15 protein-coding genes are annotated in these 21254 nt (G+C 51.5%); 7 read left to right on the forward strand and 8 right to left on the reverse strand.

Annotation, left to right across the window (positions count from 1 at the left end; genetic code table 11):
- The first annotated feature begins 114 nt into the window (after window positions 1-114).
- A complete protein-coding gene (locus tag B5D63_RS25305; protein ID WP_078671645.1) occupies window positions 115-510 on the forward strand; it encodes a DUF4240 domain-containing protein in 396 nt (131 codons plus the stop codon).
- 37 nt (window positions 511-547) lie between these two features.
- On the opposite strand, the gene B5D63_RS25310 is transcribed toward B5D63_RS25305, so the two are convergent.
- The 4 genes from B5D63_RS25310 to B5D63_RS25325 form a co-directional block, all read right to left on the reverse strand.
- Window positions 548-2254, reverse strand: a complete 1707-nt coding sequence (locus tag B5D63_RS25310; RefSeq protein ID WP_078671646.1) for a RagB/SusD family nutrient uptake outer membrane protein — start codon at window positions 2252-2254, stop codon at window positions 548-550.
- Window positions 2255-2278: 24 nt separating this feature from the next.
- Window positions 2279-5404 carry a SusC/RagA family TonB-linked outer membrane protein gene (locus B5D63_RS25315; protein WP_078671647.1) on the reverse strand — a complete coding sequence of 1042 codons (3126 nt, stop codon included), beginning with the start codon at window positions 5402-5404 and terminating at the stop codon, window positions 2279-2281.
- A 228-nt stretch (window positions 5405-5632) separates the two neighbouring features.
- Window positions 5633-8128 carry a glycoside hydrolase family 95 protein gene (locus B5D63_RS25320; protein ID WP_078671648.1) on the reverse strand — a complete coding sequence of 832 codons (2496 nt, stop codon included), beginning with the start codon at window positions 8126-8128 and terminating at the stop codon, window positions 5633-5635.
- A gap of 383 nt (window positions 8129-8511) precedes the next feature.
- Window positions 8512-9819 carry an alpha-L-fucosidase gene (locus B5D63_RS25325; RefSeq protein ID WP_078671649.1) on the reverse strand — a complete coding sequence of 436 codons (1308 nt, stop codon included), beginning with the start codon at window positions 9817-9819 and terminating at the stop codon, window positions 8512-8514.
- 200 nt (window positions 9820-10019) lie between these two features.
- Here B5D63_RS25325 and B5D63_RS25330 point away from each other — a divergent pair, with 200 nt between their 5' ends.
- Genes B5D63_RS25330 through B5D63_RS25340 form a run of 3 tightly spaced genes read left to right on the forward strand, consistent with a single transcriptional unit; the run spans window position 10020 to window position 12093 of the window.
- On the forward strand, window positions 10020-10808 hold the full coding sequence (locus B5D63_RS25330; protein ID WP_078671650.1) for an SDR family oxidoreductase: 789 nt from the start codon (window positions 10020-10022) through the stop codon (window positions 10806-10808).
- A gap of 58 nt (window positions 10809-10866) precedes the next feature.
- Window positions 10867-11268, forward strand: a complete 402-nt coding sequence (locus tag B5D63_RS25335) for a GlcG/HbpS family heme-binding protein (RefSeq protein WP_078671651.1) — start codon at window positions 10867-10869, stop codon at window positions 11266-11268.
- Between the two features lie 21 nt (window positions 11269-11289).
- On the forward strand, window positions 11290-12093 hold the full coding sequence (locus B5D63_RS25340; protein WP_078671652.1) for a helix-turn-helix domain-containing protein: 804 nt from the start codon (window positions 11290-11292) through the stop codon (window positions 12091-12093).
- 300 nt (window positions 12094-12393) lie between these two features.
- On the opposite strand, the gene B5D63_RS25345 is transcribed toward B5D63_RS25340, so the two are convergent.
- Window positions 12394-13095, reverse strand: a complete 702-nt coding sequence (locus B5D63_RS25345) for a LytR/AlgR family response regulator transcription factor (protein ID WP_078671653.1) — start codon at window positions 13093-13095, stop codon at window positions 12394-12396.
- On the reverse strand, window positions 13092-14117 hold the full coding sequence (locus B5D63_RS25350; RefSeq protein WP_078671654.1) for a sensor histidine kinase: 1026 nt from the start codon (window positions 14115-14117) through the stop codon (window positions 13092-13094). The genes B5D63_RS25345 and B5D63_RS25350 overlap by 4 nt, the downstream gene beginning before the upstream one ends.
- A 136-nt stretch (window positions 14118-14253) precedes the next feature.
- Between B5D63_RS25350 and B5D63_RS25355 the strand changes: the two genes are divergently transcribed.
- The gene (locus tag B5D63_RS25355) at window positions 14254-16644 is read left to right on the forward strand and encodes a TonB-dependent receptor (RefSeq protein WP_078671655.1); all 2391 of its coding nucleotides are present in this window, start codon (window positions 14254-14256) and stop codon (window positions 16642-16644) included.
- Between the two features lie 45 nt (window positions 16645-16689).
- On the opposite strand, the gene B5D63_RS25360 is transcribed toward B5D63_RS25355, so the two are convergent.
- Together B5D63_RS25360 and B5D63_RS25365 are read right to left on the reverse strand one after the other, a co-directional pair.
- Window positions 16690-17469 (reverse strand): phytanoyl-CoA dioxygenase family protein, encoded by a 780-nt coding sequence (locus B5D63_RS25360; protein ID WP_078671656.1) that lies wholly within the window; start codon window positions 17467-17469, stop codon window positions 16690-16692.
- A 124-nt stretch (window positions 17470-17593) separates the two neighbouring features.
- On the reverse strand, window positions 17594-19015 hold the full coding sequence (locus B5D63_RS25365) for a glycoside hydrolase family 30 protein (protein WP_078671657.1): 1422 nt from the start codon (window positions 19013-19015) through the stop codon (window positions 17594-17596).
- A gap of 128 nt (window positions 19016-19143) precedes the next feature.
- Between B5D63_RS25365 and B5D63_RS25370 the strand changes: the two genes are divergently transcribed.
- Both B5D63_RS25370 and B5D63_RS25375 read left to right on the forward strand, forming a co-directional pair.
- Window positions 19144-19728, forward strand: a complete 585-nt coding sequence (locus tag B5D63_RS25370; protein WP_078671658.1) for an RNA polymerase sigma factor — start codon at window positions 19144-19146, stop codon at window positions 19726-19728.
- Between the two features lie 125 nt (window positions 19729-19853).
- Window positions 19854-21065, forward strand: a complete 1212-nt coding sequence (locus B5D63_RS25375; protein WP_078671659.1) for a FecR family protein — start codon at window positions 19854-19856, stop codon at window positions 21063-21065.
- The last annotated feature ends 189 nt before the right edge of the window (window positions 21066-21254 follow it).

Raw genomic sequence — 21254 nt, forward strand, 5'->3', positions numbered from 1 at the left:
CCAAGCCTCCCACAACTACAGTATAAAGCGAAAAGCGCCCTCCGGGATTTCCCGGGGGGATTTTATTGTCGGGGATACCGGTATTTTATTATCCTTGCAGTAAATCAAAAGATCATGGATAACGCATCGATTAAGTTGCCTGAAGACTTTAGTCATATCAGCGACTGGTTCTGGGGTATTATCAGCCACGCGAAGGAAGACAGAAACACGTTAAAAGAAACACTGTCTGCGATGGCCAAAGACGATATCCTGCGGTTTCAGGAACAGTTTGTAGATGCTGCTGCAGAGCTACAGGACGAGCCTTTTACGGATTATATGGAGGAATCAGAAGATGGCATAGAAGACATCTCTCATTGGATAGTTAGCAAAGGAAAAGCCTTTTACGCGGAGATCATTCATCATCCGGAAAATACCCCTCATTCGGTAACAGGTAATACAGAGCGTATTCTTTATGGGGTAGCTGATGAAGTTTGCCTGGATAAGTTTGGAGAAACAACTGGTATCTATTAAAAAATAGCCCGGGGCTTGCGTGCCCCGGGCCTGTATATTAATATCCCTGGTTCTGTTCCAGCACAGCGCCGGTATTCTGTGTGATTTCGGTGGCAGGTATCGGCCACAGGTTATGATAAGGCTCGATGGTTAAGCCCGACTTCGGATTGTATTTCTTATCCCGGTCGTACAGTTTACCCATACGGGTGAGTGTTACCGCCCTGAACTCTTCCATGTACAACTCTCTCAGCCGTTCGTCCAGCAGGTAGTCGATATTCATTTCTGCGGCGGTGGCAGGCGTGGCGCCGGCCCTGTTGCGCACCACGTTGATATCGTCTGCCGCTTTCTGTGCGTCACCTTTGCCGAGGTGTGCTTCGGCTCTCAGCAGATAGGTTTCTGCTAGGCGGGCCATATACTTCTGCAAAAACAACCGGGAGGCGCCGTTCAGCAGCAGGCCGCCAAACGGGTTGGTCACATTGGTGAGGATCGCCGGACCTGCCACAGACACGAAGTCACCGGCCGACGGAGAGGCTTTCCTGATCACCGGGTAGAAATTGCGGATGGTGTCCCTGAAGTCCGCAGGTGCTACTTTGTCTTTGTAACCGTCTTTTACGTACCATTTGCCATAGTCAGGAGAGGTGGCCGGTACGCCGGAGATGCGGATATCACGCACGATATTGTAGGAGGAGTTACGCATGTCGCCCGGTGTCCATATTTCGTAGAAGAAGTGGGAGGTGGGCCTTATCCAGCCGATACCGTTGGAGGAAACGCTGTCTACGAATTTAGCGTTGAACAGGATGGACATTTTGGTTTTGGTAACGGACTCCACGATCCGCACGCCTGTTAAGCTGGGCACTACGGCCCATGCGGTCTGATCGCCTACAGAGGCGGAGTTGTTCAGCGTGCTTTGTATCACCAGCAGCCCTTCGTGGTTGCCGGTGCTGTAGTTCTGGTTGTTGTATTCAAACAGGTCGCGGTAAACATCTCCCGGTAAATTGGACCTTCTGCCAAAGCGGCTGGTCATCAGTGATACACCGGAGAAGTTGATCACTTCCGATGCACTGGCAATGGCGCCGTCATAGTCTTTCAGGGAGATCAGCACCTCTGTCAGCATATGCTGGGCGATTTGTTTATTCACCGTGCCGTCGGGCACTTTGTTGATATCCGACAGTAAGGTGATCGCCTCCTGAAGGTCCTTTTTACATTGCTGGTATACAGCATCGCGGCTGGCGCGCACGTAATCGTAGCGGGGGCCTGACAGCTCGTTCAGCTCAATGGGCACGCCGCCGTACAGGTTGGCCAGGATCTTATAGGAATATGCCCGGAAGAACAGTGCCTGACCGAGAAACCCGTTTTTCTCGGCGTCGCTCAGGCGGGTGGATTTTGACACCTGGCTGATCACGAGGTTGGCGTTGGTGATAATTTTATAAAACGCGGTCCACAGGTTACCTGGAATAAAATATGTTGGCACCATGGTGGCCTTGTAGGCGTTCAGCTTAGCGGCAGGATCGTAGTCTGTGCCGTTAAAAGCGAAGTCGGTGGCGTAATACAACCCGAAATAGGTGTCCAGGTTGATATTACCCATGTAGATGTTCCTGACACCGTTGTACAGGTTGTTGGTCGCCTGTTGATATTGAGTGGCTGTCTGGAGAGAGTTGTCCGGTGTATAGATAGACAGCGGGTCTTCATCCAGAAAACTCTTGCTGCAGGAAGAAGATAACGCTGCACCGATACAAAGGAGGTATGCGAATATTTTTGGTTTCATGTCTTAAAGTTTACGGTTGAAGCATTAGAAGGACACGTTTACGCCGAGCGAGTAATTCTTCATCACGGGATAGCCGTTCTGGTCGAGGCCCAGGCCACCGGGGATTCTGAGCCCGAGGGAGGAGCGCTGTCCGGATGAAGGATTGGACTCCGGGTCCCAGCCGTCCCATTTGGTGATGGTCAGGAGGTTCTGCGCGTTGACATACACACTGGCTGATTTAATTACTTTTAAACGGCTCAGGAGGCCTTCAGGTAAACTGTAGGTCAGCGTTACGTCCTGCAGGCGGATAAAGCTTCTGGACACATAGGGACCGAAGTTTTCGCCCAGTGTGGCTACGTAGGCTGCGATGCTTCTGTAACGGGCGTCCGGGTTATTGGGTGTCCAGTAGTCATACACAAAGCCGTTGTTGTTGCGGATGTTGTCCGGATTCTGGAGCATGATGCCCGGCGCGCCGAGGTAACCTTTTTTGCCACCCTGGATGGTGTTGATAAAGAACTTCAGCTGGAACGCTTTGTACTGGAAGCTGTTGGAGATACCGAGGCTGTAGGAGGGGTCCAGCCTGCCCAGTATTTGTTTGTCGTCCGGCGTGATACGTCCGTCACCGTTTACATCCTCCACTTTGTACTGACCGGCTTTGAAGCCCTGTGCCGCGAGGCTGGCAGGCACCTGTTCGCCGATCTGGTACATGCCGGTGATCTTGTAATCGTATACCACGCCGTAAGGCTGACCGATAAAGTAGCTTAATATCGGGTCGTTGCCGTTGATCAGGTCTTTGCCGGTACCGTCGATGTCGAGTACTTTGTTACGGTTCCGGAAGAAGTTGGCCGTTACTTCCCATTTGAAGTTTTTATTGGATACCGGTACGCCGGTGATGTTCAGCTCCTGTCCTCTGTTCTGGATCTTACCGATGTTGATCAGGAAGCTGTTGAAGCCGGTGATGGTAGGCGTCGCGCGGGAGTTCAACAGGTTCACGGAATTGGAGAAATACAGATCGAGTGAACCGAACAGCCGGTTGTTGAAGAACGCGAAGTCCACGCCGGTGTTAAAGGAGCGGGTGGTTTCCCAGCGCAGGCCGGAGTTGGGCAACTGACTCAGGAAAGAACCCAGCTGTGCGCCGCCGGATGAACCGTACAGGTAGCCGCTGGATAAGCCGACGGTCATCTGGGCAAGCGTTTGGTAACGGCCTACTGTCCTGTTGCCGGTAGAACCGTAAGACAGCCTCAGTTTCAGATCGTTGATGGCATCCACTGATTTAAGGAAATTCTCTTCTTTCATGCGCCATGCAAAAGCAATGGAAGGGAAGGTGGCCCATTTGTTGGTCGCAGAGAAACCGGAAAATCCATCTCTTCTGACGGTACCGGTGAGGATATATTTTTTATCGAACGAATAGGAGAGCCTGGCCATCTGGTACAACGCCTGTTCCTGCCAGGGGAGGATGTCCATGTCGTTGGACACAGTGAGGCGTGCGGGATCGCCCACATCCAGCCTGTTGTAGGACAGTACGCCGTTGGTGATACCACCGGCGGACGTGCGGGTGCCATCGTGTTTGTTTTTTTCCGCGCCGTACAGCAGGGTGAGGTCTACCCCGTGTTTACCAAAATCCCTTTTGTAGGTCAGGATATTATCGATGGTCAGGAAATAATCGGTCATGTAGGTTTTGTAGGCGGTAGCCTCCACATTGGGCGCGTCGTAGTTGAAGCGGTTCGCGGAGATATAGTTGTTACCGAAATTCACGCGGTAGTTCAGGCCTTTGATATACGGAACGTCTACGCTTACGAAGAAGTTGCCGATCAGGTTCATGTTACGGTCCAGGTCTTTATTTCTTCTGAGCACTTCCAGCGCTGTAGGCGTAGTGGTTTGTGCGTAGAACTCCAGCATCTGCCCTGTTTTAGGGTCGAAAGGCAGGTTGTAGGGTTTCAGGAACATGATGTTCGAGAAGGACGGCGAAACGCCGCTGTAGTCGTTGATGGACAACCCTGTCTGTGCGCCGACGGTCAGCCATTCTGCGGGCTTGGCTTCAATGTTGAGGCGCAAGCTGTTTCTCCGGTAGTTATCGTTTTTGATAAGGTTCACCTGATCAAAATAACCATAGCCCAGGTAGAACTTGATCTTCCTGGACCTGCCGCTTAAACCGATGTTGTGGTTCTGAATCCTCGGTTTGGAATTGGTCATCAGGTTCCACCAGTTGGCTTCGTACCCGTTCTTATAGTTATCGCCTTCTATGCCCGGTATCTTGGTGGTAGGGTCCCAGTTGGGATTCATTTTCGTAGGGTCGTTGGGGTCACGGCTTTCAGACAGGTACCAGTCGCCCAGCTTCTGGATGTACTGTGCACCGGAAGCCGGTCTCATTTCTTTTTTTGTCATCTCCTGCATGGAATAAGAGCCGCTGTAATCCACGGTGAGCTTATCGATGCCGCTGGCGCCGCTTTTGGTGGTGATGAGCACCACGCCGTTGGACGCCTGGGAACCATACACCGCGGCAGCACTTGCATCTTTCAACAGGTCAATGCTCGCGATGTCTGACGGGTTAATGGAAGTGAGTGCCCCCCTGTATATGAGCCCGTCTACCACGATCAGCGGAGAGGTGGTGCCGGAAATGGAGTTCCGTCCGCGTACCATCAGTGCCGGATCGCTGCCCGCTCTGGTAGTTTGTCCTACGGTGAGGCCCGGAACAGTACCTCTCAGTGAAGACATCACGTTGGCGTTGGGAGACTGTTTCTGTACCTGTAGGTCCGCTTTGGCCACGGCGCCTGTTACGTCCTGTCTTTTCCGGGTGCCGTAGCCGATGACCACCACGCTGCTCAGTTCACTCACCGAGGACGTTAAGGTGAGGGAGAGCTCGGCATTCTGTCCCTGGCTGATCTTAAATCCTGCGAAGGATTTGGCGTCATAGCCGATCATGCTGGCATTAAAGGTATAAGTGCCTGCCGGCAGGCCGGTGAAGGCGAACTTGCCGACATTGTCGGAGATAGCTACTTTCACACGCTGCCCATTGGATACTGCTTCTACAGATGCGCCGGGCAGGGGCGTGCCGCCGGCGTCCTTTACTGTGCCGTTCACATGGCCGGTATTTTGTTGTCCGTACGTCTGCATCAGTACAGAGCAAATAGAGAGCATTGTCGCAATAGTTATTTTTACTATTCCTCCCATAAAACGATTTTTTGAATGATAGATGTTTGGTGATAAAGCGATACTAACCAGTAGCAAATTCTGCTACCCATTTTTTTCCATATTGTAGGTCTGAAATTTTTTCTTAACGTGTTTAAAAGGTAATGTGGATGTTGGTTTTGGTCGTTTGGTGAATTTATGCAAAGGTTTGCATAAACGGTGAAAAAATATTTTCGAATGACATGACTTTAATTAAAAAGTGTTTCCGGATTACATGACTTTGATCAGTTGGTCATTGAGCCTGATGATTTCTCCTTTGCGGGTAGCATAACGAACGGTTTTGCCACCTGCTTTGATATACAGGTCGCCGCCCAGTTTGGAGGTGACGGCAGCCTGTTGCAACTTTCCGTTTTTCCATTCCATATCGATGACAAATCCGCCGCGTGCGCACAAGCCGGAGACGCGTCCGCTGGCCAGTGCGTCCGGCAGGGAGGGCAGCAGTGAAAGTTCGAAAGCGCCGTCACTGTTGCGGTGCTGGCTTTGCAACAGCATCTCCGCGATAGCGGCGGTAGCGCCGAAGTTACCATCAATCTGAAAAGGGGGATGGTTGTCAAACAGGTTGGGCAGCGTTTTTTTAGTGAGCAGTCCGGACAACAGCCTGAAGGCATGATTGCCGTCGTGCAGGCGGTTCCACATATTAATTTTCCAGGCGAGGCTCCAGCCGGTGCCGTCATCGCCGCGGCCTTCCAGTGTTTTACGGGCAGCGGCGGCCAGTTCGGGTGTGCCGTCCATGGTGATCTGATTACCGGGATACAAACCAAACAGATGAGAGGTATGCCGGTGATGTGGTTCTTTTTCGGGGTAGTCTTCCGCCCATTCCATGATGCGGCCGGTAGCGGGACTGATACGTACCGGCGGCAGGCGTTTCAGCGTAGCGGCGCACTGTTCCCTGAAAGCAGGATCTATATTGAGTGCGGTGGCGGCCGAAATACAGTTGGTCAGCAGATCGTGAATGATCTCTATGTCCATCGTTGCGCCGTAGGTAAAGACCGAGGTGGTGCCATCCGGCAACAGGAAAGCATTTTCAGGGGAGTAGGACGGATTGGTGACCAGCATGCCGGGGCATACGGTGCCTGCGGGCGCTTCCACGAGGAAGTCCAGCATAAATTCCGCGGCGCCTTTCATCAGCGGGTAGCCGCGTTGTGACAGGAATTTTTTGTCGCCGGTATAGGTATAGTGTTCCCACAGGTGTTGCGCCAGCCAGGCGGCGCCCATAGGCCATATGCCTTGCGGACCGTCAGCAGGGGAGGTAAAGCCCCATGCATCGGTGAGATGGTGTACTACCCAGCCGCGTGCGCCATAGGTCTGCAGGGCGGTACGCGCCCCCGGTTTGGCCAGTGCTTCTTCCAGGTCGAACAGTGGCTCATGCAGTTCACTCAGGTGAGTGATCTCTGCCGGCCAGTAGTTCATTTGTACATTGATGTTGGTATGGTAGTCGGCATTCCAGGGCGGCGTCATCTGCCAGGCCCAGAGGCCTTGCAGGTTGGCCGGCATATGTCCGGGCTGTGAGCTGGAGATCAGCAGGTAGCGGCCAAACTGAAAATACAGGGCTACCAGTCCCGCGTCGGGGCTGCCGGCGCGGCGCGCATGTTCCAGCCGCTCGTCTGTCGGCAGACCGGCAGCGGCGGTATCCGGCATATCAAAATGCAGTGTCATGCGGTCGGCATACTTACGGTAGGCTGCTATATGTGCCGACTTCAGCGCTGCATAGTTTTTCGCAACGGCAGCAGTGGCGTTTTTCCGGCACAGTTGTATGGGATCGGTATTGACCGTTGTAATTCCTTTCGTCAGATTTTTCAGTCCGGGATAGTTGGTAGCGCCGGTAATATATAATGTGGCCTCGTTGGCATCTTCAACATATAAGATCCCATTCTTCACATAGACGCGGCCACCTTTGTTCAACACTTTGGCGCGGGCTGCAAACCTGATCCCGCGCGGTTTTCCGGTAGTGTCTCTGATGGGCAGCCGGCCGTCCAGCAGCAGGGCGGCGCCGTCGGCAGGGTCGGGGATGCATTGTGCATCCTGTTGCCGTTTGAGCACGAGCCGGAAGCTGATTTTCCCCGGCTGGCTGGCGGTAAATTTTACCACGACCGCGTTGTCAGCCAGGGAGGCAAAATTTTCGCGGGTATAGTCCACGCCGGCGGAAGTATATTTTACGGTGGCGACGGCGGTGGCGAGGTCGAGACTGCGGGTGTAGTTGGTGGCGGAGGTAACCGGCTGGTCCAGCCACACTTCTCCCAGTGACTGGTATGGTTTTATCCTTTCCGGAACGCCCAGCATGGTTTTGGCGGCCAGTTTCACCGCTTCGTTGTTTTTGTTTTCAAAAAGCAGCCGCCTTACTTCCGGCAACGCTTTTAATGCGGCTGGGTTGTCAGCATCTTTAGGATACCCGTCCCATAAAGTACTTTCGTTGATTTGTATCCGTTCGTCTGCCACGCCGCCGAATATCATGGCGCCCATGCGGCCGTTGCCTACCGGCAGCGCTTCTTCCCATACGCGGGCTGGACGGCGGTACCACAATACGTCCCCTTCCGGCTTTTGTGTCTGGCTGCTGCATTGCGCCCTGTCTTCCCACCGGGCGTTAATGTCTCCGGCCCTTTCAGCCGCAGGTGTAGTGGCAGTCTGCGCATGCGCAGCTGTGACCGTAAAGAGAAAGCCTGTGATCCAGCAATTTTTTCTGAACGCGGAACGTGTTGGTTGATACATCAATCGATTGTTTTTTCAGGGACGTGGAGAGAAAATTATAAAATTTAACAGTATCACTGGCGGTAAATTCCTTCTGCCGGTAAAATAATACCAGCAATTGCTCAATTAATATTTAAATGGCTTGTTAACAGGCGTTTTAACGCTCCCTGGCCCTGTTCCGCTGATGGGACATAGATAAGAGGAGGGAATTATGACCCCGCTTTTTCATCTCCGGGAAAAAACGTTTAACCGTTACCGTATTCCTTTATACCTGCCGCGACCATGAATGCCTGCCTGGTTTTTAAAATGACAGCTATCTGCCCTATGTATCGCCATGGTGCCTTTAGCCTGGTGCTGCATCTTCTGCGGCCCCCTGAGCCGCTCACAGTCCCACCCATATTTGCTTATTTAATCACGGCTACTGTCTCCATACTTTTATCCATATCCAGAACAACCACGTATTCCTGCTGGCCCTTGAGGGTAGCGGGAAACCTAAGCTGATACCTGCCATCGCTGATGGTCACCGGAATACGAACGCCCGTCAACGTAGCTGCCTGGCGGACTTTAATGCCCGGAATTGCTTTCAGCGTTATTCCGGTGAGTTGCGTGTTCAGAACATGGACAAACAACTGGTTGTTCCTGCGCGTGGTTACATAATCTTTCACCGGTTCGTAAGGCCCGCCTTTCGTATTGTAAATGGCGGCGCCGTTTATTTTCAGCCAATCGCCGATGGCCTGCAAGCGTTTAACCTGGCGGGCTTCTATCCGCCCATCCGGCATCGGCCCCACGTTCAGCAGCAGATTACCATTGCTGCCGGCGCTGCGGGAGAGAATAGACAAACAGGTGTCCAGTGGCACCAATTTGTCGTTGGGCTTCCAGGACCACTGCTGGCAGATTGTAAAACAGCTTTCCCATGGAGTACTCATATTCAGACGGCCGACCACCCGTTCCGGGGTGTCATAGTCACCCACCATTTTGGTGACATCGATCGCTTTGTTGTCCATGGCTGCGAATTCTTTGCCCAGCCTGTTATTGGTGATAATGTCCGGTTTTAACTGTGTTAGATAGGCATAGAGCTCTTTTCCCATTTCGTTGGTCCATGGTTGTTCCCACTGGCCGTCAAACCAGAGCATGTAGGGGTCATACTGCTCAATCAGCTCCCGGAGCTGATTTTTCATGAAGGTGAAATATTTCCCCATGTCGGCTTTGGGGTCTGCCTGACTGTTGTGTGCCGAATGAATAGGGTAGTCCGGATGATGCCAGTCCAGCACCGAATAATAAATACAAAATTTGATGTCCTGTTTCTTACACGCCACCTGCAAGGCCTTCACAATATCTTTCCGGTAGGGCGTGTTGGCGATGTTGTAGTCGGTGTATTTCGTGGGCCATAAACAAAATCCATCATGATGCCGTGCGGTGATGGTCAGGTATTTCATGCCGGCGTCTTTGGCCGTTTTTACCCAGGCATCGGCGTCAAAGAGCACGGGATTAAATTCTTTGTATAAGCTGTCATAGTCGTTGATCGGCACTTCCTTGTCCCGGCTCCAGCCGATTTCGGTACCGCGCAGGCTCACGGGCCCCCAGTGGATAAACATACCGAAGCGGTCGTTCATGAATTGTTGAAGCGCGGCGTCTTTGGAGCGTGTCTGGGCAAATGTCGGTTGCAGGTACAGCAACAGTAACAGGAAAAGCGGTAAGCGGTTTGTTTTCATAAGGTGGCGGCACTTTTTTCCAAAGTACAATATTATTTCGGTATCCCTGCGCTTGCGGACTTTTAAGGATACTTTCTTCCATAGAGCGCGTTGCGGCGTTTGTTTTCTTTGAACTTTTCAGCAATACATCTTTGGACTTCCTGACAAGCTATTTTATCGCTGGTTTGTCCAAATTTGTATTGTACTAATTTTCTTGACAGATGAGCAAAACCATTTTGATAACAGGGGCCGCCAGCGGCTTCGGAAAGATTGCCGCCTTTAAGCTGGCAGCGATGGGACACCATGTCATCGCCACGACGCAGGTATATCCTCAGATGAGTGACCTGATCCGGGAGGCCGGGGAAAAGGGACTTGAACTTACCGTAGACAAACTGGATGTGACCAACTCCCGCGATATCGCTTATATACTGAAGAAATATGACATTGATATTTTGATCAGTAACGCCGGAGTGATGGAAGGCGGCCCCATTGCAGAGCAACCATTGGAACTGGTCCGTGCAATGTTCGATGTAAATGTCTTCGGCGGGCTGGAGCTGGCGCAAGGCTTCATTAAAAAATTCGTTCAACAGAAAAAAGGAAAGATCGTGTTCACTTCTTCCATGGGAGGTTTGTGGACGGTTCCCTACGTAGCGGCTTACTGTGCATCCAAACATGCGCTGGAAGCCATTGCGGAGGGACTAAAAACGGAATTGGCCCCTTTCAATATTAAAATAGCCACGTGCAACCCCGGTGTTTTCGGCACCGGTTTCAACGACCGCGGTGCAGACTCCATTGGCCGTTGGTACGATCCGGAAGTGAATTTTACACCCGCCAGCGCATTTGACGGCGTCGCCGACGCCCTCGCCAATCAATTAGACCCCGAATCCATGGCAGATGTTATCGTTAATGTGGCGCTGGATGCGCAACCTAACTTCAGAAACGTGCACCCGAAAGAAACAGAAGATTTTGTGAAACAATTACAGAGTGAGGCATGGGCCGCTAAAAGTTAGGCGAATGCACAGGTCTAAGCCTGTGCATTCTTTTATCATCCTTCTAAAAAAACAGAAAATGAATATATCATATGATCAGGCTGCCAGCGCATTATCGGCAGCAATAGCAAAAGCAAAGGAACTAAATATCCCGGTGAGTATTGCAATAGTAGACACCGGTGGTCATCTTGTTGCCTTCGGCAGGTGGAACAGTGTATATGGTGTGGCGGACTTCGCCTTGAAAAAAGCAAAAACTGCTGTTATGTTCGGGGTGGACAGCGACGTAATAGGGAACATCATCGCCGGCGCCGGCCTGAACGGTTATAGCATGATCAACGCCAATGGCGGCCTGCTCACTATCGCAGGCGGCGTCACCATACAAAATAAAGATGGAAATATCATTGGGGCCATCGCTTCCTCCGGCGGCACACCGGAACAGGACAAAGAAATAGCTATGGCCGGGGCACGCGGGGATTATTAAAATTTCCGCGATATTCGTCACATGGAAGCAAAAACTGAAATTATATTTGACAGGTTTGTGTATTCCTGCGCTTTTGAAAAGTACAGAGGACACGAGGAGTTTATACCCGAACATTTTTTAGGGTTTCAACTTTCAGGAGAAACGCATGCCTTTCATGCCGACGGCCAGGCCGTTATCGGCGAAAATACAGTCGTGTTTGTACCGAAAAACCAATTGATTCGAACCATTAAATACCCCTCCAGGGAAGGGAACTACCAGTTCCTCGCCATCACGTTGGATACTGAAGCACTACGGCGTTACGCTGCTGAAAATAAAATAAGCGTCAGTAACCGTTATCCGGACGGTCCAAAGCTATTCTTTAGGCCGGATGAATTTCTCCGGAGCTTCTTTGTCTCCCTGACCCCTTATATCAACCGGACAAAAGAAGCCACGCCCAAACTGGCAGATCTCAAAATCAGAGAGGCAATAGAATTACTTTTACAAAGCCAGCCGGACTTTAAAAATCTGCTGTTTGACTTTTCTGAGCCTCACAAAATAGACCTGCAGGCGTTTATGCATCAGCATTATATGTTCAACGTTCCCGTTGTTACGCTGGCCCGGCTTACCGGTCGCAGCCTTTCAGGGTTCAAGCGGGATTTTACCAAAACATTTGGCGCCACCCCCAAAGTATGGCTGAAGGAGCGACGCCTGGAAGAAGCGCATTACCTGATCAAACATAAACAACAAAAACCGGCTGATTTTTATCTGGACCTCGGTTTTGAGAACCTGTCCCACTTTTATTTCGCCTTTAGACAGAAGTACGGTGTTACTACCTCAGAAGTATAACTTACCGGTCGCGGTAGGAGACGCAGGCGACCTTACCGATTCCTCCGGAGAAGGACTGGTATAGCTGCAGCGGTGCATTGCTGTCCGGCACATCGTAGATGTCCAGTGTGCCGGAGTTGGCAGGAGCGCCAGGCGCTCCTCAGCAGCAGGTCGGATTCATCATGATATCTGGATTCAGGCAATTTGGATAACAATTAACACTATTACTAAAATAGCAAAAAATAGCGTTTTGTCATCATCGGAAAAAATATATAGTAAGGATTGCGGATTGTTTCAAAAAAGGGTGTTTGCGACAGTGCCCTACTTCCGCTCCGTCCATTCCCCCACCAGCTTCCGGTAGGTTTCCCCCACCGGCAGCCACGTGCCGTCGCTCAGCTGGATCTGGTTGCCTTCAATGACCCTGATCTTGTTCAAGGGGATAATGTATGACCGGTGTATGCGGACAAACTGCTTCGGCGGTAGCTTCTCCAGCATGTCCTTCATGGTTTCCAGTACCATGATCTTTTCTCCGGTGGTGTGGATGCGGACGTAGTCTTTTAGTCCTTCTATAAATAAGATGGTATCGGTGGAGATCTTATAATGTTTGCGGTCCGCCTTCACAAACAAGGCACTGTCAGCATCTTCCTCGTTTTGGAAGGTCTCCTGCCAGCGGTTGTATTTTTCTACACTTTGATAGAACCGGTTGAAGGTGGCCGGTTTCAGTAAAAAGTCCACCACATGAAACTGAAATGCGTCCAGCGCATATTCGGGATAGGCGGATATAATGATGAAGTTATGCCGCTGATTAAACAGCTGCATCACCTCAATGCCGGTCAGCTGCGGCATCTGAATGTCAAGGAAAATCAGGTCTACCGTTTCTTTGTTCAGCACCTCGATGGCCTTATAAACGTCGCTGTCTGCATACAGCACATTCAGCTGGGGTATCTTCGATGCATAGTCTGCAATGAGTTTTACGGCAAAAGGCTCGTCGTCCAGTATGATACAGTTTATTTTCTTCTTCATGACAATTGAATTAACAGCTCGGCGGTAAAATGCTGGTTATCACCTGTCAAATTTAACTGATGACGGTGAGGATAATGAATTTCCAACCTTTTTTTGAGATTGCCGAGGCCGATGCCCCCCAGTTTATCTTTTTTCTGTGTGCCGATGGCATTGTCGGTACGGAAGCGGAGCTGCTGCCTGTCGGCCGTGAGCGTAATGGTGATAGGTGTTTCGCCGGAAGTGGCGCCGTGCTTCAGGGCATTCTCCACCAGCGGGGAAAGCACATAGGGAGGGATCTCGATGTTTTCATTGGCCACTTCGCTGATAAATTGAATGAAGCCGGTTTCAGGATGCCGCAACTGCTCCAGCTCTATGTAGGCGTTGATGTAGTTGATCTCGTCTGCCAAACGGATCCGTTCTTTCTGTGATTCATAGGTGGTAAAACGCATTACCTGGGAGAGCTTTTCAATCGCGGGCAGTGATTTGTCGGATTGAAAATAGACCATGGAGTAGATATTGTTGAGCGTATTAAAAACGAAATGAGGGTTGATCTGGGCTTTCAGGAATTTGATTTCCGTGTTTTTATTTTCTTCGAGAATAGCCTGGTTGTATTCCAGCAACCGGATGGAATAAATGCCCAGCCACAGAAAGGAACTGAAAATAATCGGCATACTGCTGTAGTGCAGGTTATCCAGCATATAGTTAAGAAAGGTAGGGTTGGTGTAATTTGTCTTACCCAACAGCAGATCGGTGATCACCTGTTCTGTCAGCCAGCGGGCGCCGGTGAAGAACAGATAAGACGCAAACATGCCGGCCAGCAGCTTTTTCCATTGAAATGATTTGAACACCTGCTTCATCACAAAAAGGTAGTGGAAGTAGAAGGTGAGCACAAATACAATCACATAGGTGGTGTAAAACAAATCGGGGACGAACAGCCGCGCGTTGATAGGGTTTTTGACAAACGTAAAATAGGCCATGAGTATCCAGAATACCACATGGACCAGTAACGCCCGCCTTTTGGATAATGTCCCCTGATATAACATTGCTTTTTTTTACAAAGCTATTCCTTTTCAAAAAGATACGGCACCGGGTTCGTCGGAGAACGGCAGGGGTTCGTCGATAAAAGTAGGTGAAAACGGCTGTACGATGCAGTTTTGTGCCACATTTAATCGATAGTGCATGAAGCAGATTCTTTTTTTACTGATAGCAGTTTTCCTTTATACCAGTGTGGCGGGCCAGCAATTTTCTGTCAGCGGTAAGGTGATCAATCAAACCAAAGCACCTGTTGGTTTTGCATATGCCGGTTTGCTGAAGCCGGATTCCACGCCGGTCGCACAAACCATGACCGACACACTGGGCAACTTTACCCTGAAAGCCCCCAAAGGCGTTTACCGGCTGATTGTCAGACAATTCGGTAATACGGGACTGGACCGGCAGATGGTGCTGGACAAAGCGGTAGACCTGGGCGTCATCGAAATCAGAGAGCTGACGGAGCTGCAGGGCGTGACCATCGCGGCTGCCAAAAGGCTGGTAGAGCAAAAAGTAGACCGCCTCGTCTTTAACGTGGAAAAAGCGGTAATGCCTACAGGCGGTACTGCGCTGGACGCCCTGAAGGCCACGCCGGGAGTGAGGGTACAGCAGGAAAGCGTGTCTGTCGTGGGCAAAGGCGAAGTGCTGGTAATGGTGGATGACCGCCTCCAAAGGATGTCACAGGAAGATCTGACCGTTTTCCTAAAGTCCATCCCGGCGGATAATATCAAAAGTATCGAAGTGATCACCGCCCCGCCGGCCAAATACGAGGCGGAGGGCAACAGTGGGCTGATCAACATCAAACTTAAAAAGGCAAAGGCCAATTCGTGGGACGCCACCATCGGCGCCGGCTATACGCAGAAGACATATGGCGGCGGCAACGTACAGGGGCTGTTCAACTATAACCACGGAAAGGTGGCACTGCAGGCCTCTCTCAGCAAAAGCAGGCAACAGCTGATGACCACTTCCGATGATCAGATATTTTATCCGAAAGAATGGTGGAAACAGGAAATACGCAACAAATCCGAAAGCAATGCGCTGAGCGCCGGGCTGGGACTGGACTATAAAGTGACCCCCAAATGGACCACGGGGATTAAATACCTCGGCAGTTTCACTGATAAAACATCTGCTAACCAGCCGCTGACCACCCGTTTCAACAGCCACACACAGGCGGTGAACGGCTACGTGGCATCGGCCGTGGATGCACGTAATAAACCAGCCATGAACGCGCTTAACTGGTACCATGCTTTTACGCTGGACTCCCTGGGAAAAAACCTCACAGTGGATATTGACTTCTTTAATTACCGGAAAACCGATGCCCGCAATTTTTCCGGCAATGAACTGGACCCTATGAAAGGAATGCTGCCGGGTACGTTCTTTTCTTCAGCCAACAGTAATGTGAATAAAGTAAACAACTTCTCCGGTAAAGCAGATGTATTGCTTCCCTATAAATGGGCCAATATCAGCTTCGGTGGTAAATTCTCCTATACCAATACCAACAATGACCTGGTGGTGTACGACCGTCATACGGGAACGCCTGTACTCAATACAGATCAGTCCAATGTGTTTAGCTATAAAGAATATAACGAAGCGCTCTATTTTTCTGCCAACAAAAAATTAAATACGCAGTGGGAAGTGCAGGCAGGGCTGCGTGCGGAGGCTACCCAAACGAAAGGTTACTCCAAAAACCTGGACCAGACCAATGCCAACCGTTACATAAAATTGTTTCCAACGGCTTACGTGACCTATGTGCCGGATGATAAAAATTCCTTGTCGCTCAACTACAGCCGTCGTATCCGCCGCCCCGATTTCGATTACCTGAATCCTTTTGTGGTCCGTACCAGTCCGTATTTTTATTCCGAAGGAAACCCGTTCCTGAAACCTTCTTATATTGACAATATCGAATTGTCTTATGTGAAAAACCAAAAGTGGGCCAGCTCCGTGTATTACTCCCGTGTGAAGGATTTCGGGCAGGACTTGTCCATTGTGGATAGTGTGACCAACATTACCCGGCAAACACCGGTGAACTACGGAAATACTTACCAGGTGGGTTTTTCTACCTACTATAATTTTAACCTGTTGTCCTGGTGGAGCAGCTTTACAGGGTTTAACGTGAACTACCAGCATGTGAAGTCTAAAACCGGCTTTGTCAGTTCTACCGATGGGTATAACGCTTATTGTTATACGAACAATGACTTTACCCTCAACAAGTCAAAGACTTTATTCTTTAGTGCTAATTACGCCTTGCAGCTACCGGGCCGCTATCAGATCTTCCATATTGGCACCCTGCACATGCTCGATGTTTCCATGAAATTTTTAATGGCCAACAAAAAACTGTCGTTGACCGTTGCGGGAGAGGATCTGCTGAATGCACAGCGGCCGCTCATTACGTATTATTCCAACGGGATTAAAAATACGGTCCGCAGTTATGGTGATACCAGGGGCTTCAGGATTTCGTTGAGCTACAAGATGGGCAACAATCAGATCAAAGTGAAACAGCGAGATTTCGGTAATGAAGATGAACGCAGCAGGACGAAGTAGTTAAAAAAGCGGGCCGCCTCCATCAGGAAGCGGCCCGCTGTGTATTTATGCGTGAAGGCTTCGCCGGATGGCTTCTTCCACGGGTGTATAGGTGTTCTCCCCGCCGGCTTTCATCAGCTCATCCTTCAGCAGCAGCGGCGGTTGCGCCAGAAAACGGGGTTCCGTTCCCCGATGCGGTTGTGCGGCATGCACCAGGAATGGATGACACAGGTATACCGTGCCTGCCTTGCCGGTAGCCATAACAGTGGGCCGTGGTGGTAAAGACGGAAAAGCCGCCGCCAGTTCCAGGATGGTCATGCCTGCTTCCCCTGCAGGCTGTAGCAGTCGCGCTACATCCCTGTGAGATCCTGCCAGTATTCTCGTAGGGGCATCATTTTCCCCGATGTCGGAATAAAGGAACAACATCAGCAGCGCCCTGTTTTTGGAACGCCAGTTAACCCGCCACTCGAGGTAGTTGGCCGGGTTGTCGCCAAAGCTGGCGTCTACATGCCAACCGGTATCGCCGGGGTCTTCGGTGGAAGGGAAGCGGATAGGGAAGGTGCCCATGCTCCGGCAAGGGAGCCAGCGGTCTTTGCCTACCAGTTGATCGAAGGCGGCATGCAGCAGCGGTGTATTGGCAGAGGTCACAAACGGAGGCTGGGAGTACATGCCCAGCCGGACAACAGGCCTGGTCCAGGCAGATGGATCGTTGGGACCAATAGCCATTTCTTTCCATAAGATGCTGCGGACTTCGGCGGCGAGGCTTTCAGGAAAAGCGTGATCAAGGCGGATATAACCTTCTTCAATAAATTGTTTTATCTGAGTGGGATTTAATACTTCTTCCATAAAATAACGATGAGGGTGAAAAATAGCAGAAAGGCACGCCTGGCTGCAGGCGTGGTCCATTGTACCGGAGAAGTATTAAAGTGTTGGTGTCATCCTCATAATGCCAAAGCTACAATAATTCCGTCTAAAAAAGATAAGTGCCTACACTGGCTGCCGGCAGCGAGGTCACCGCTTGTTTTCCTTCATAACGGACATTAAAATACGCTTCGGTGTCATGATCGTTTAAAACGATGAGTACTTTGCGGCCATCGGGTCTTTTGAAGGCGACGCTGTGAATTTTGCCTTCGCTGTTGCTACCGATCCTGACTGCGCCTGCCGGCACAAAGCGGGAGGCATGGGCAATAATATAATAAGCCACATTGCGGGTCACGTTGTTGCCATTGATCGTAAAGGCGCCTTTGCATTGGGTGCATCCGCCGGGCGTATGTGGTTTGTAGCCGGGATCATTGGCGAGGTTCCATTCCAGCGCGGTGCGGCTGTAATTGCGCATAGCGCCGATGATCACGTTTTTGATATGCCAGCGCAGGTTGTTGTCGAATGTTTCTTTGGAGCCGGTCCATTGTTCGGTGAAGTAGATGGCCTTGTCCGGTTCCGCATTGTGTACGGTTGTGAGTGCGCTGATGTCGCCGGCATACAGGTGAAAGGCGCTGCCATGTACATATTTGGCTGCTGCCGTATCTCCGAGTATGGTCAGCGGATAGTCCGGGCGGTCGCAGTTATGATCGTAGACAACGATTTTAGTGCGGATACCGGCAGCAGCGAATGCTGGTCCGAGGTGATATTTGATGAAATCCCGCTGCTCTTCCGCCACCATTTTCAGGCTGGGATTATTGCCGGGGTGCAGCGGCTCATTCTGCGGCGTAATAGCGTCTATAGGGATGCCGGCGGCTTTCATGGCCTCGACGTACCTGACGAAATACTGCGCATACACGGTGTGATATTGTGGAAGGAGCGAACCGCCTTTGGAGGAGTCGTTGTCTTTCATCCAGGATGGCGGGCTCCAGGGGGCGGCCATTATTTTCAGCTTCGGAGAAATCTGTAATATTTCCTGCAGCAGCGGGACCAGACCGGTACCGCCGGCCATGTCCGGCGCCAGGGAGAAGTGTGCCAGCGGCACATCTGTTTTTCCGGCCGGCATATCATCATAGGAAAAAACGGTGGCGTTCAGGTCTGATGCACCAATGCTGATACGTAGGTAGCTGACGCCGAGCTGCTGAGGGCCGCTGCCGAAAATATCCTGCAGCAGTTGTTTTTTGGCAGTGGCTTCCATGGCATTGATCAGCTGCGCGCTGCCGCCGGTAAGCGTATAGCCGAAACCTTCCACCTCCTGGAAGGTTTGTTTGCCGTTTACTTCGATGGTAGTATATCCGTTAGCGTTAGTTCCTGAAAAACGGAGTCCTGCCTGTTCTTTCAATAGTTGCTGCTGGTCGCTGGTGGTGATAAAGGTAGCGGTGTTGGCATCGGGACCGGTTACCTGTCTGCCGCCGGAGCAGGAGGAAAAGGTGGCGGCAAGACAGCAAAACACGAACGTGGCATATCTTTTCATAAAACAATCTTATATATTTCCGGCGGGAAAATTATAAAAAGAATTTAAAGGAAGAAAGAAGAAGGTGTTTCTGTGCCGGTGAAGCAACTAACAATTATTTTGCTACTTTAGCGGCAAGGCTGTCTTCCATGCATGCGTACACACATGATAACAAAAAACTTTTTGAACTGATCTCCGAAGGCGATGAAACGGCCTTCCGGCAGCTGTTTCATCGGTACGCACCTGAGTTCAGGGCCATGGCGCTCCATATTACTAAAACCGCGGCCGTCACGGAAGATATCCTGCAGGAGACTTTTCTGCGGTTATGGCTCAGCCGGGACAAACTGAAGGAGATTGAGCAGCCCCGTTCCTGGCTGTTGCGTATTGTTTTTTACCAGTGCTTTACCTATCTGCGCAGGCAGGCGGTGCACCACAAGGCGATGGCTACGCTGGCGCCGGAGGAGCCGGTTTTTACCCCGGAGGAAGACATGACCTATGCTTTTATGCAGGAACAGGTGGCGCTCGCCGTGCAGCAACTACCGCCGCAGGCCAAACGGATTTATTTGTTGAGCCGCGGGCAGGGCCTGAAAATACCGGAGATTGCTGCCCGGCTCTCCCTGTCGCCCAGTACCGTTAAGAATTCCCTGGTACGTTCTCTCCACGCTATCCGCAAGCACCTGGAGCAATCCGGGTTGCTGTTTCCCATGCTCATCCTCTGGCTGTTGCGGGTATAAAAAAAAATTTCTGACCGGTAGGTCCTAAATGTCTGCTCGCGCGTCTGTTTATCAGAAGGGGTATTTCACGTTTGAAGAATTAGACCAAAATCGTCCCGTTCAAAAACTGTCAAAACGATCGCCAATTGTCAACACAAGACCGTCTTACCTACCTGCTGGGGCAGGCATTGCAGCGCGTCGCCACTGCGGCGGAGCTACAGGAACTTTCCATGCTGATCCGGGAGGATGTCAGCGGCGCCGTCACGCAGCAGGTGGAAACGCGGCTGCTGGAGGAGCTGCCGCACAATGCTGCGGAAGGCTATGACGTTGCCTACTGGGATGATATCGCGGGCCGGATTCTGGCGGCCGACCGCCCCGAACGCATCGATGCCGCCACACGGGTGGCGCCGCTCCGCCGTTTACGCTGGGTACCAGCTGCCGCCGCCGCTGTGGTACTGCTGGCTGTCGGTGCGTACTGGCGCTGGAAGCCGGCCGCCCCGTCACCGGTCATCATCGCGGCCGCGCCGCCACAGAAAGATGTGGCGCCCGGCGGTAATAAAGCGGTGCTTACCCTGGCAGACGGCACGGAGCTGCCGCTCGACAGCACTGCCAGCGGCGCGCTGGCGCAACAAGGCAATACCAACATCCTGCAACCGGCCGGCGGTCAACTGGTGTACGCATCTTCCGGAACATCAGCCATATTGCAATACAACACGCTGCGTACGCCCCGGGGCGGACAGTTCAAGGTGACGCTGCCCGATGGCACCAACGTGTGGCTGAATGCAGCCAGCTCGCTCAGATATCCCGTTGCCTTTAAAGGTAAGGTCCGGCAGGTGGAGCTGACAGGAGAAGCCTATTTTGAAGTGGCCCGCCACGCTGCCATGCCGTTTAAAGTGACCGTACGTACCGGTCAGCAGACCGACAGCATGGAAGTCGCCGTGCTGGGCACACAATTTAATATCATGGCCTATGCCGACGAAGCGGTGGTGAAAACCACCCTGCTGGAAGGCGCCGTGAAAGTCAGCAGCAAGGGTAACAGCCGCCAGCTGGCGCCGGGACAGGGCGCGCAGCTGGACAAACAGCAGGACCTGCTGACCTTCCAGCGGGAAGCCAACACGGAAGAAGCGGTCGCCTGGAAAAACGGCCTCATGCAGCTGGAAGGAAAAGACATAGCTGCCGTGATGCGCATGATCGCCCGGTGGTACAATGTGGAGGTCGTGTTCACTGCGCCGGTTGCCGCTCACTTCCGCGGTATCATTCCCCGCAACGTGCCGGTGTCACAGGTGCTGAAAATACTGGAGATGACAGGAGAGGTACATTTCGAAATAAGAGACAGGCAGATCATCGTATCGCCCTGATATTTACGGTTGTTTAAAAAACTGATACCATATGGGTCCTTAACGTTCCACGAATCCCTTTACCCATACAGGCAATAAAAAACCGGAAGCGTTCGTACCGCTCCCGGTGGACGTAGGGCCTGTATGCTCAATCGCTTGCGGCAATTATTCATTACTTACCCAAACCATACAAATGTATGCAATTGATGC

This window comes from Chitinophaga eiseniae (assembly GCF_900167135.1).
GTDB lineage: Bacteria > Bacteroidota > Bacteroidia > Chitinophagales > Chitinophagaceae > Chitinophaga > Chitinophaga eiseniae.

What these genes read in the sequence shown, in the direction of transcription:
- B5D63_RS25340 (WP_078671652.1), top strand. Translation starts at nt 11,290, where the DNA reads ATGGAAGCAAAAACTGAAATTATATTTGACAGGTTTGTGTATTCCTGC.
- B5D63_RS25335 (WP_078671651.1), top strand. Translation starts at nt 10,867, where the DNA reads ATGAATATATCATATGATCAGGCTGCCAGCGCATTATCGGCAGCAATA.
- B5D63_RS25355 (WP_078671655.1), top strand. Translation starts at nt 14,254, where the DNA reads ATGAAGCAGATTCTTTTTTTACTGATAGCAGTTTTCCTTTATACCAGT.
- B5D63_RS25315 (WP_078671647.1), bottom strand. Translation starts at nt 5,404, where the DNA reads ATGGGAGGAATAGTAAAAATAACTATTGCGACAATGCTCTCTATTTGC.
- B5D63_RS25360 (WP_078671656.1), bottom strand. Translation starts at nt 17,469, where the DNA reads ATGGAAGAAGTATTAAATCCCACTCAGATAAAACAATTTATTGAAGAA.
- B5D63_RS25345 (WP_078671653.1), bottom strand. Translation starts at nt 13,095, where the DNA reads ATGAAGAAGAAAATAAACTGTATCATACTGGACGACGAGCCTTTTGCC.
- B5D63_RS25310 (WP_078671646.1), bottom strand. Translation starts at nt 2,254, where the DNA reads ATGAAACCAAAAATATTCGCATACCTCCTTTGTATCGGTGCAGCGTTA.
- B5D63_RS25330 (WP_078671650.1), top strand. Translation starts at nt 10,020, where the DNA reads ATGAGCAAAACCATTTTGATAACAGGGGCCGCCAGCGGCTTCGGAAAG.
- B5D63_RS25325 (WP_078671649.1), bottom strand. Translation starts at nt 9,819, where the DNA reads ATGAAAACAAACCGCTTACCGCTTTTCCTGTTACTGTTGCTGTACCTG.
- B5D63_RS25370 (WP_078671658.1), top strand. Translation starts at nt 19,144, where the DNA reads ATGCATGCGTACACACATGATAACAAAAAACTTTTTGAACTGATCTCC.
- B5D63_RS25350 (WP_078671654.1), bottom strand. Translation starts at nt 14,117, where the DNA reads ATGTTATATCAGGGGACATTATCCAAAAGGCGGGCGTTACTGGTCCAT.
- B5D63_RS25305 (WP_078671645.1), top strand. Translation starts at nt 115, where the DNA reads ATGGATAACGCATCGATTAAGTTGCCTGAAGACTTTAGTCATATCAGC.
- B5D63_RS25365 (WP_078671657.1), bottom strand. Translation starts at nt 19,015, where the DNA reads ATGAAAAGATATGCCACGTTCGTGTTTTGCTGTCTTGCCGCCACCTTT.
- B5D63_RS25320 (WP_078671648.1), bottom strand. Translation starts at nt 8,128, where the DNA reads ATGTATCAACCAACACGTTCCGCGTTCAGAAAAAATTGCTGGATCACA.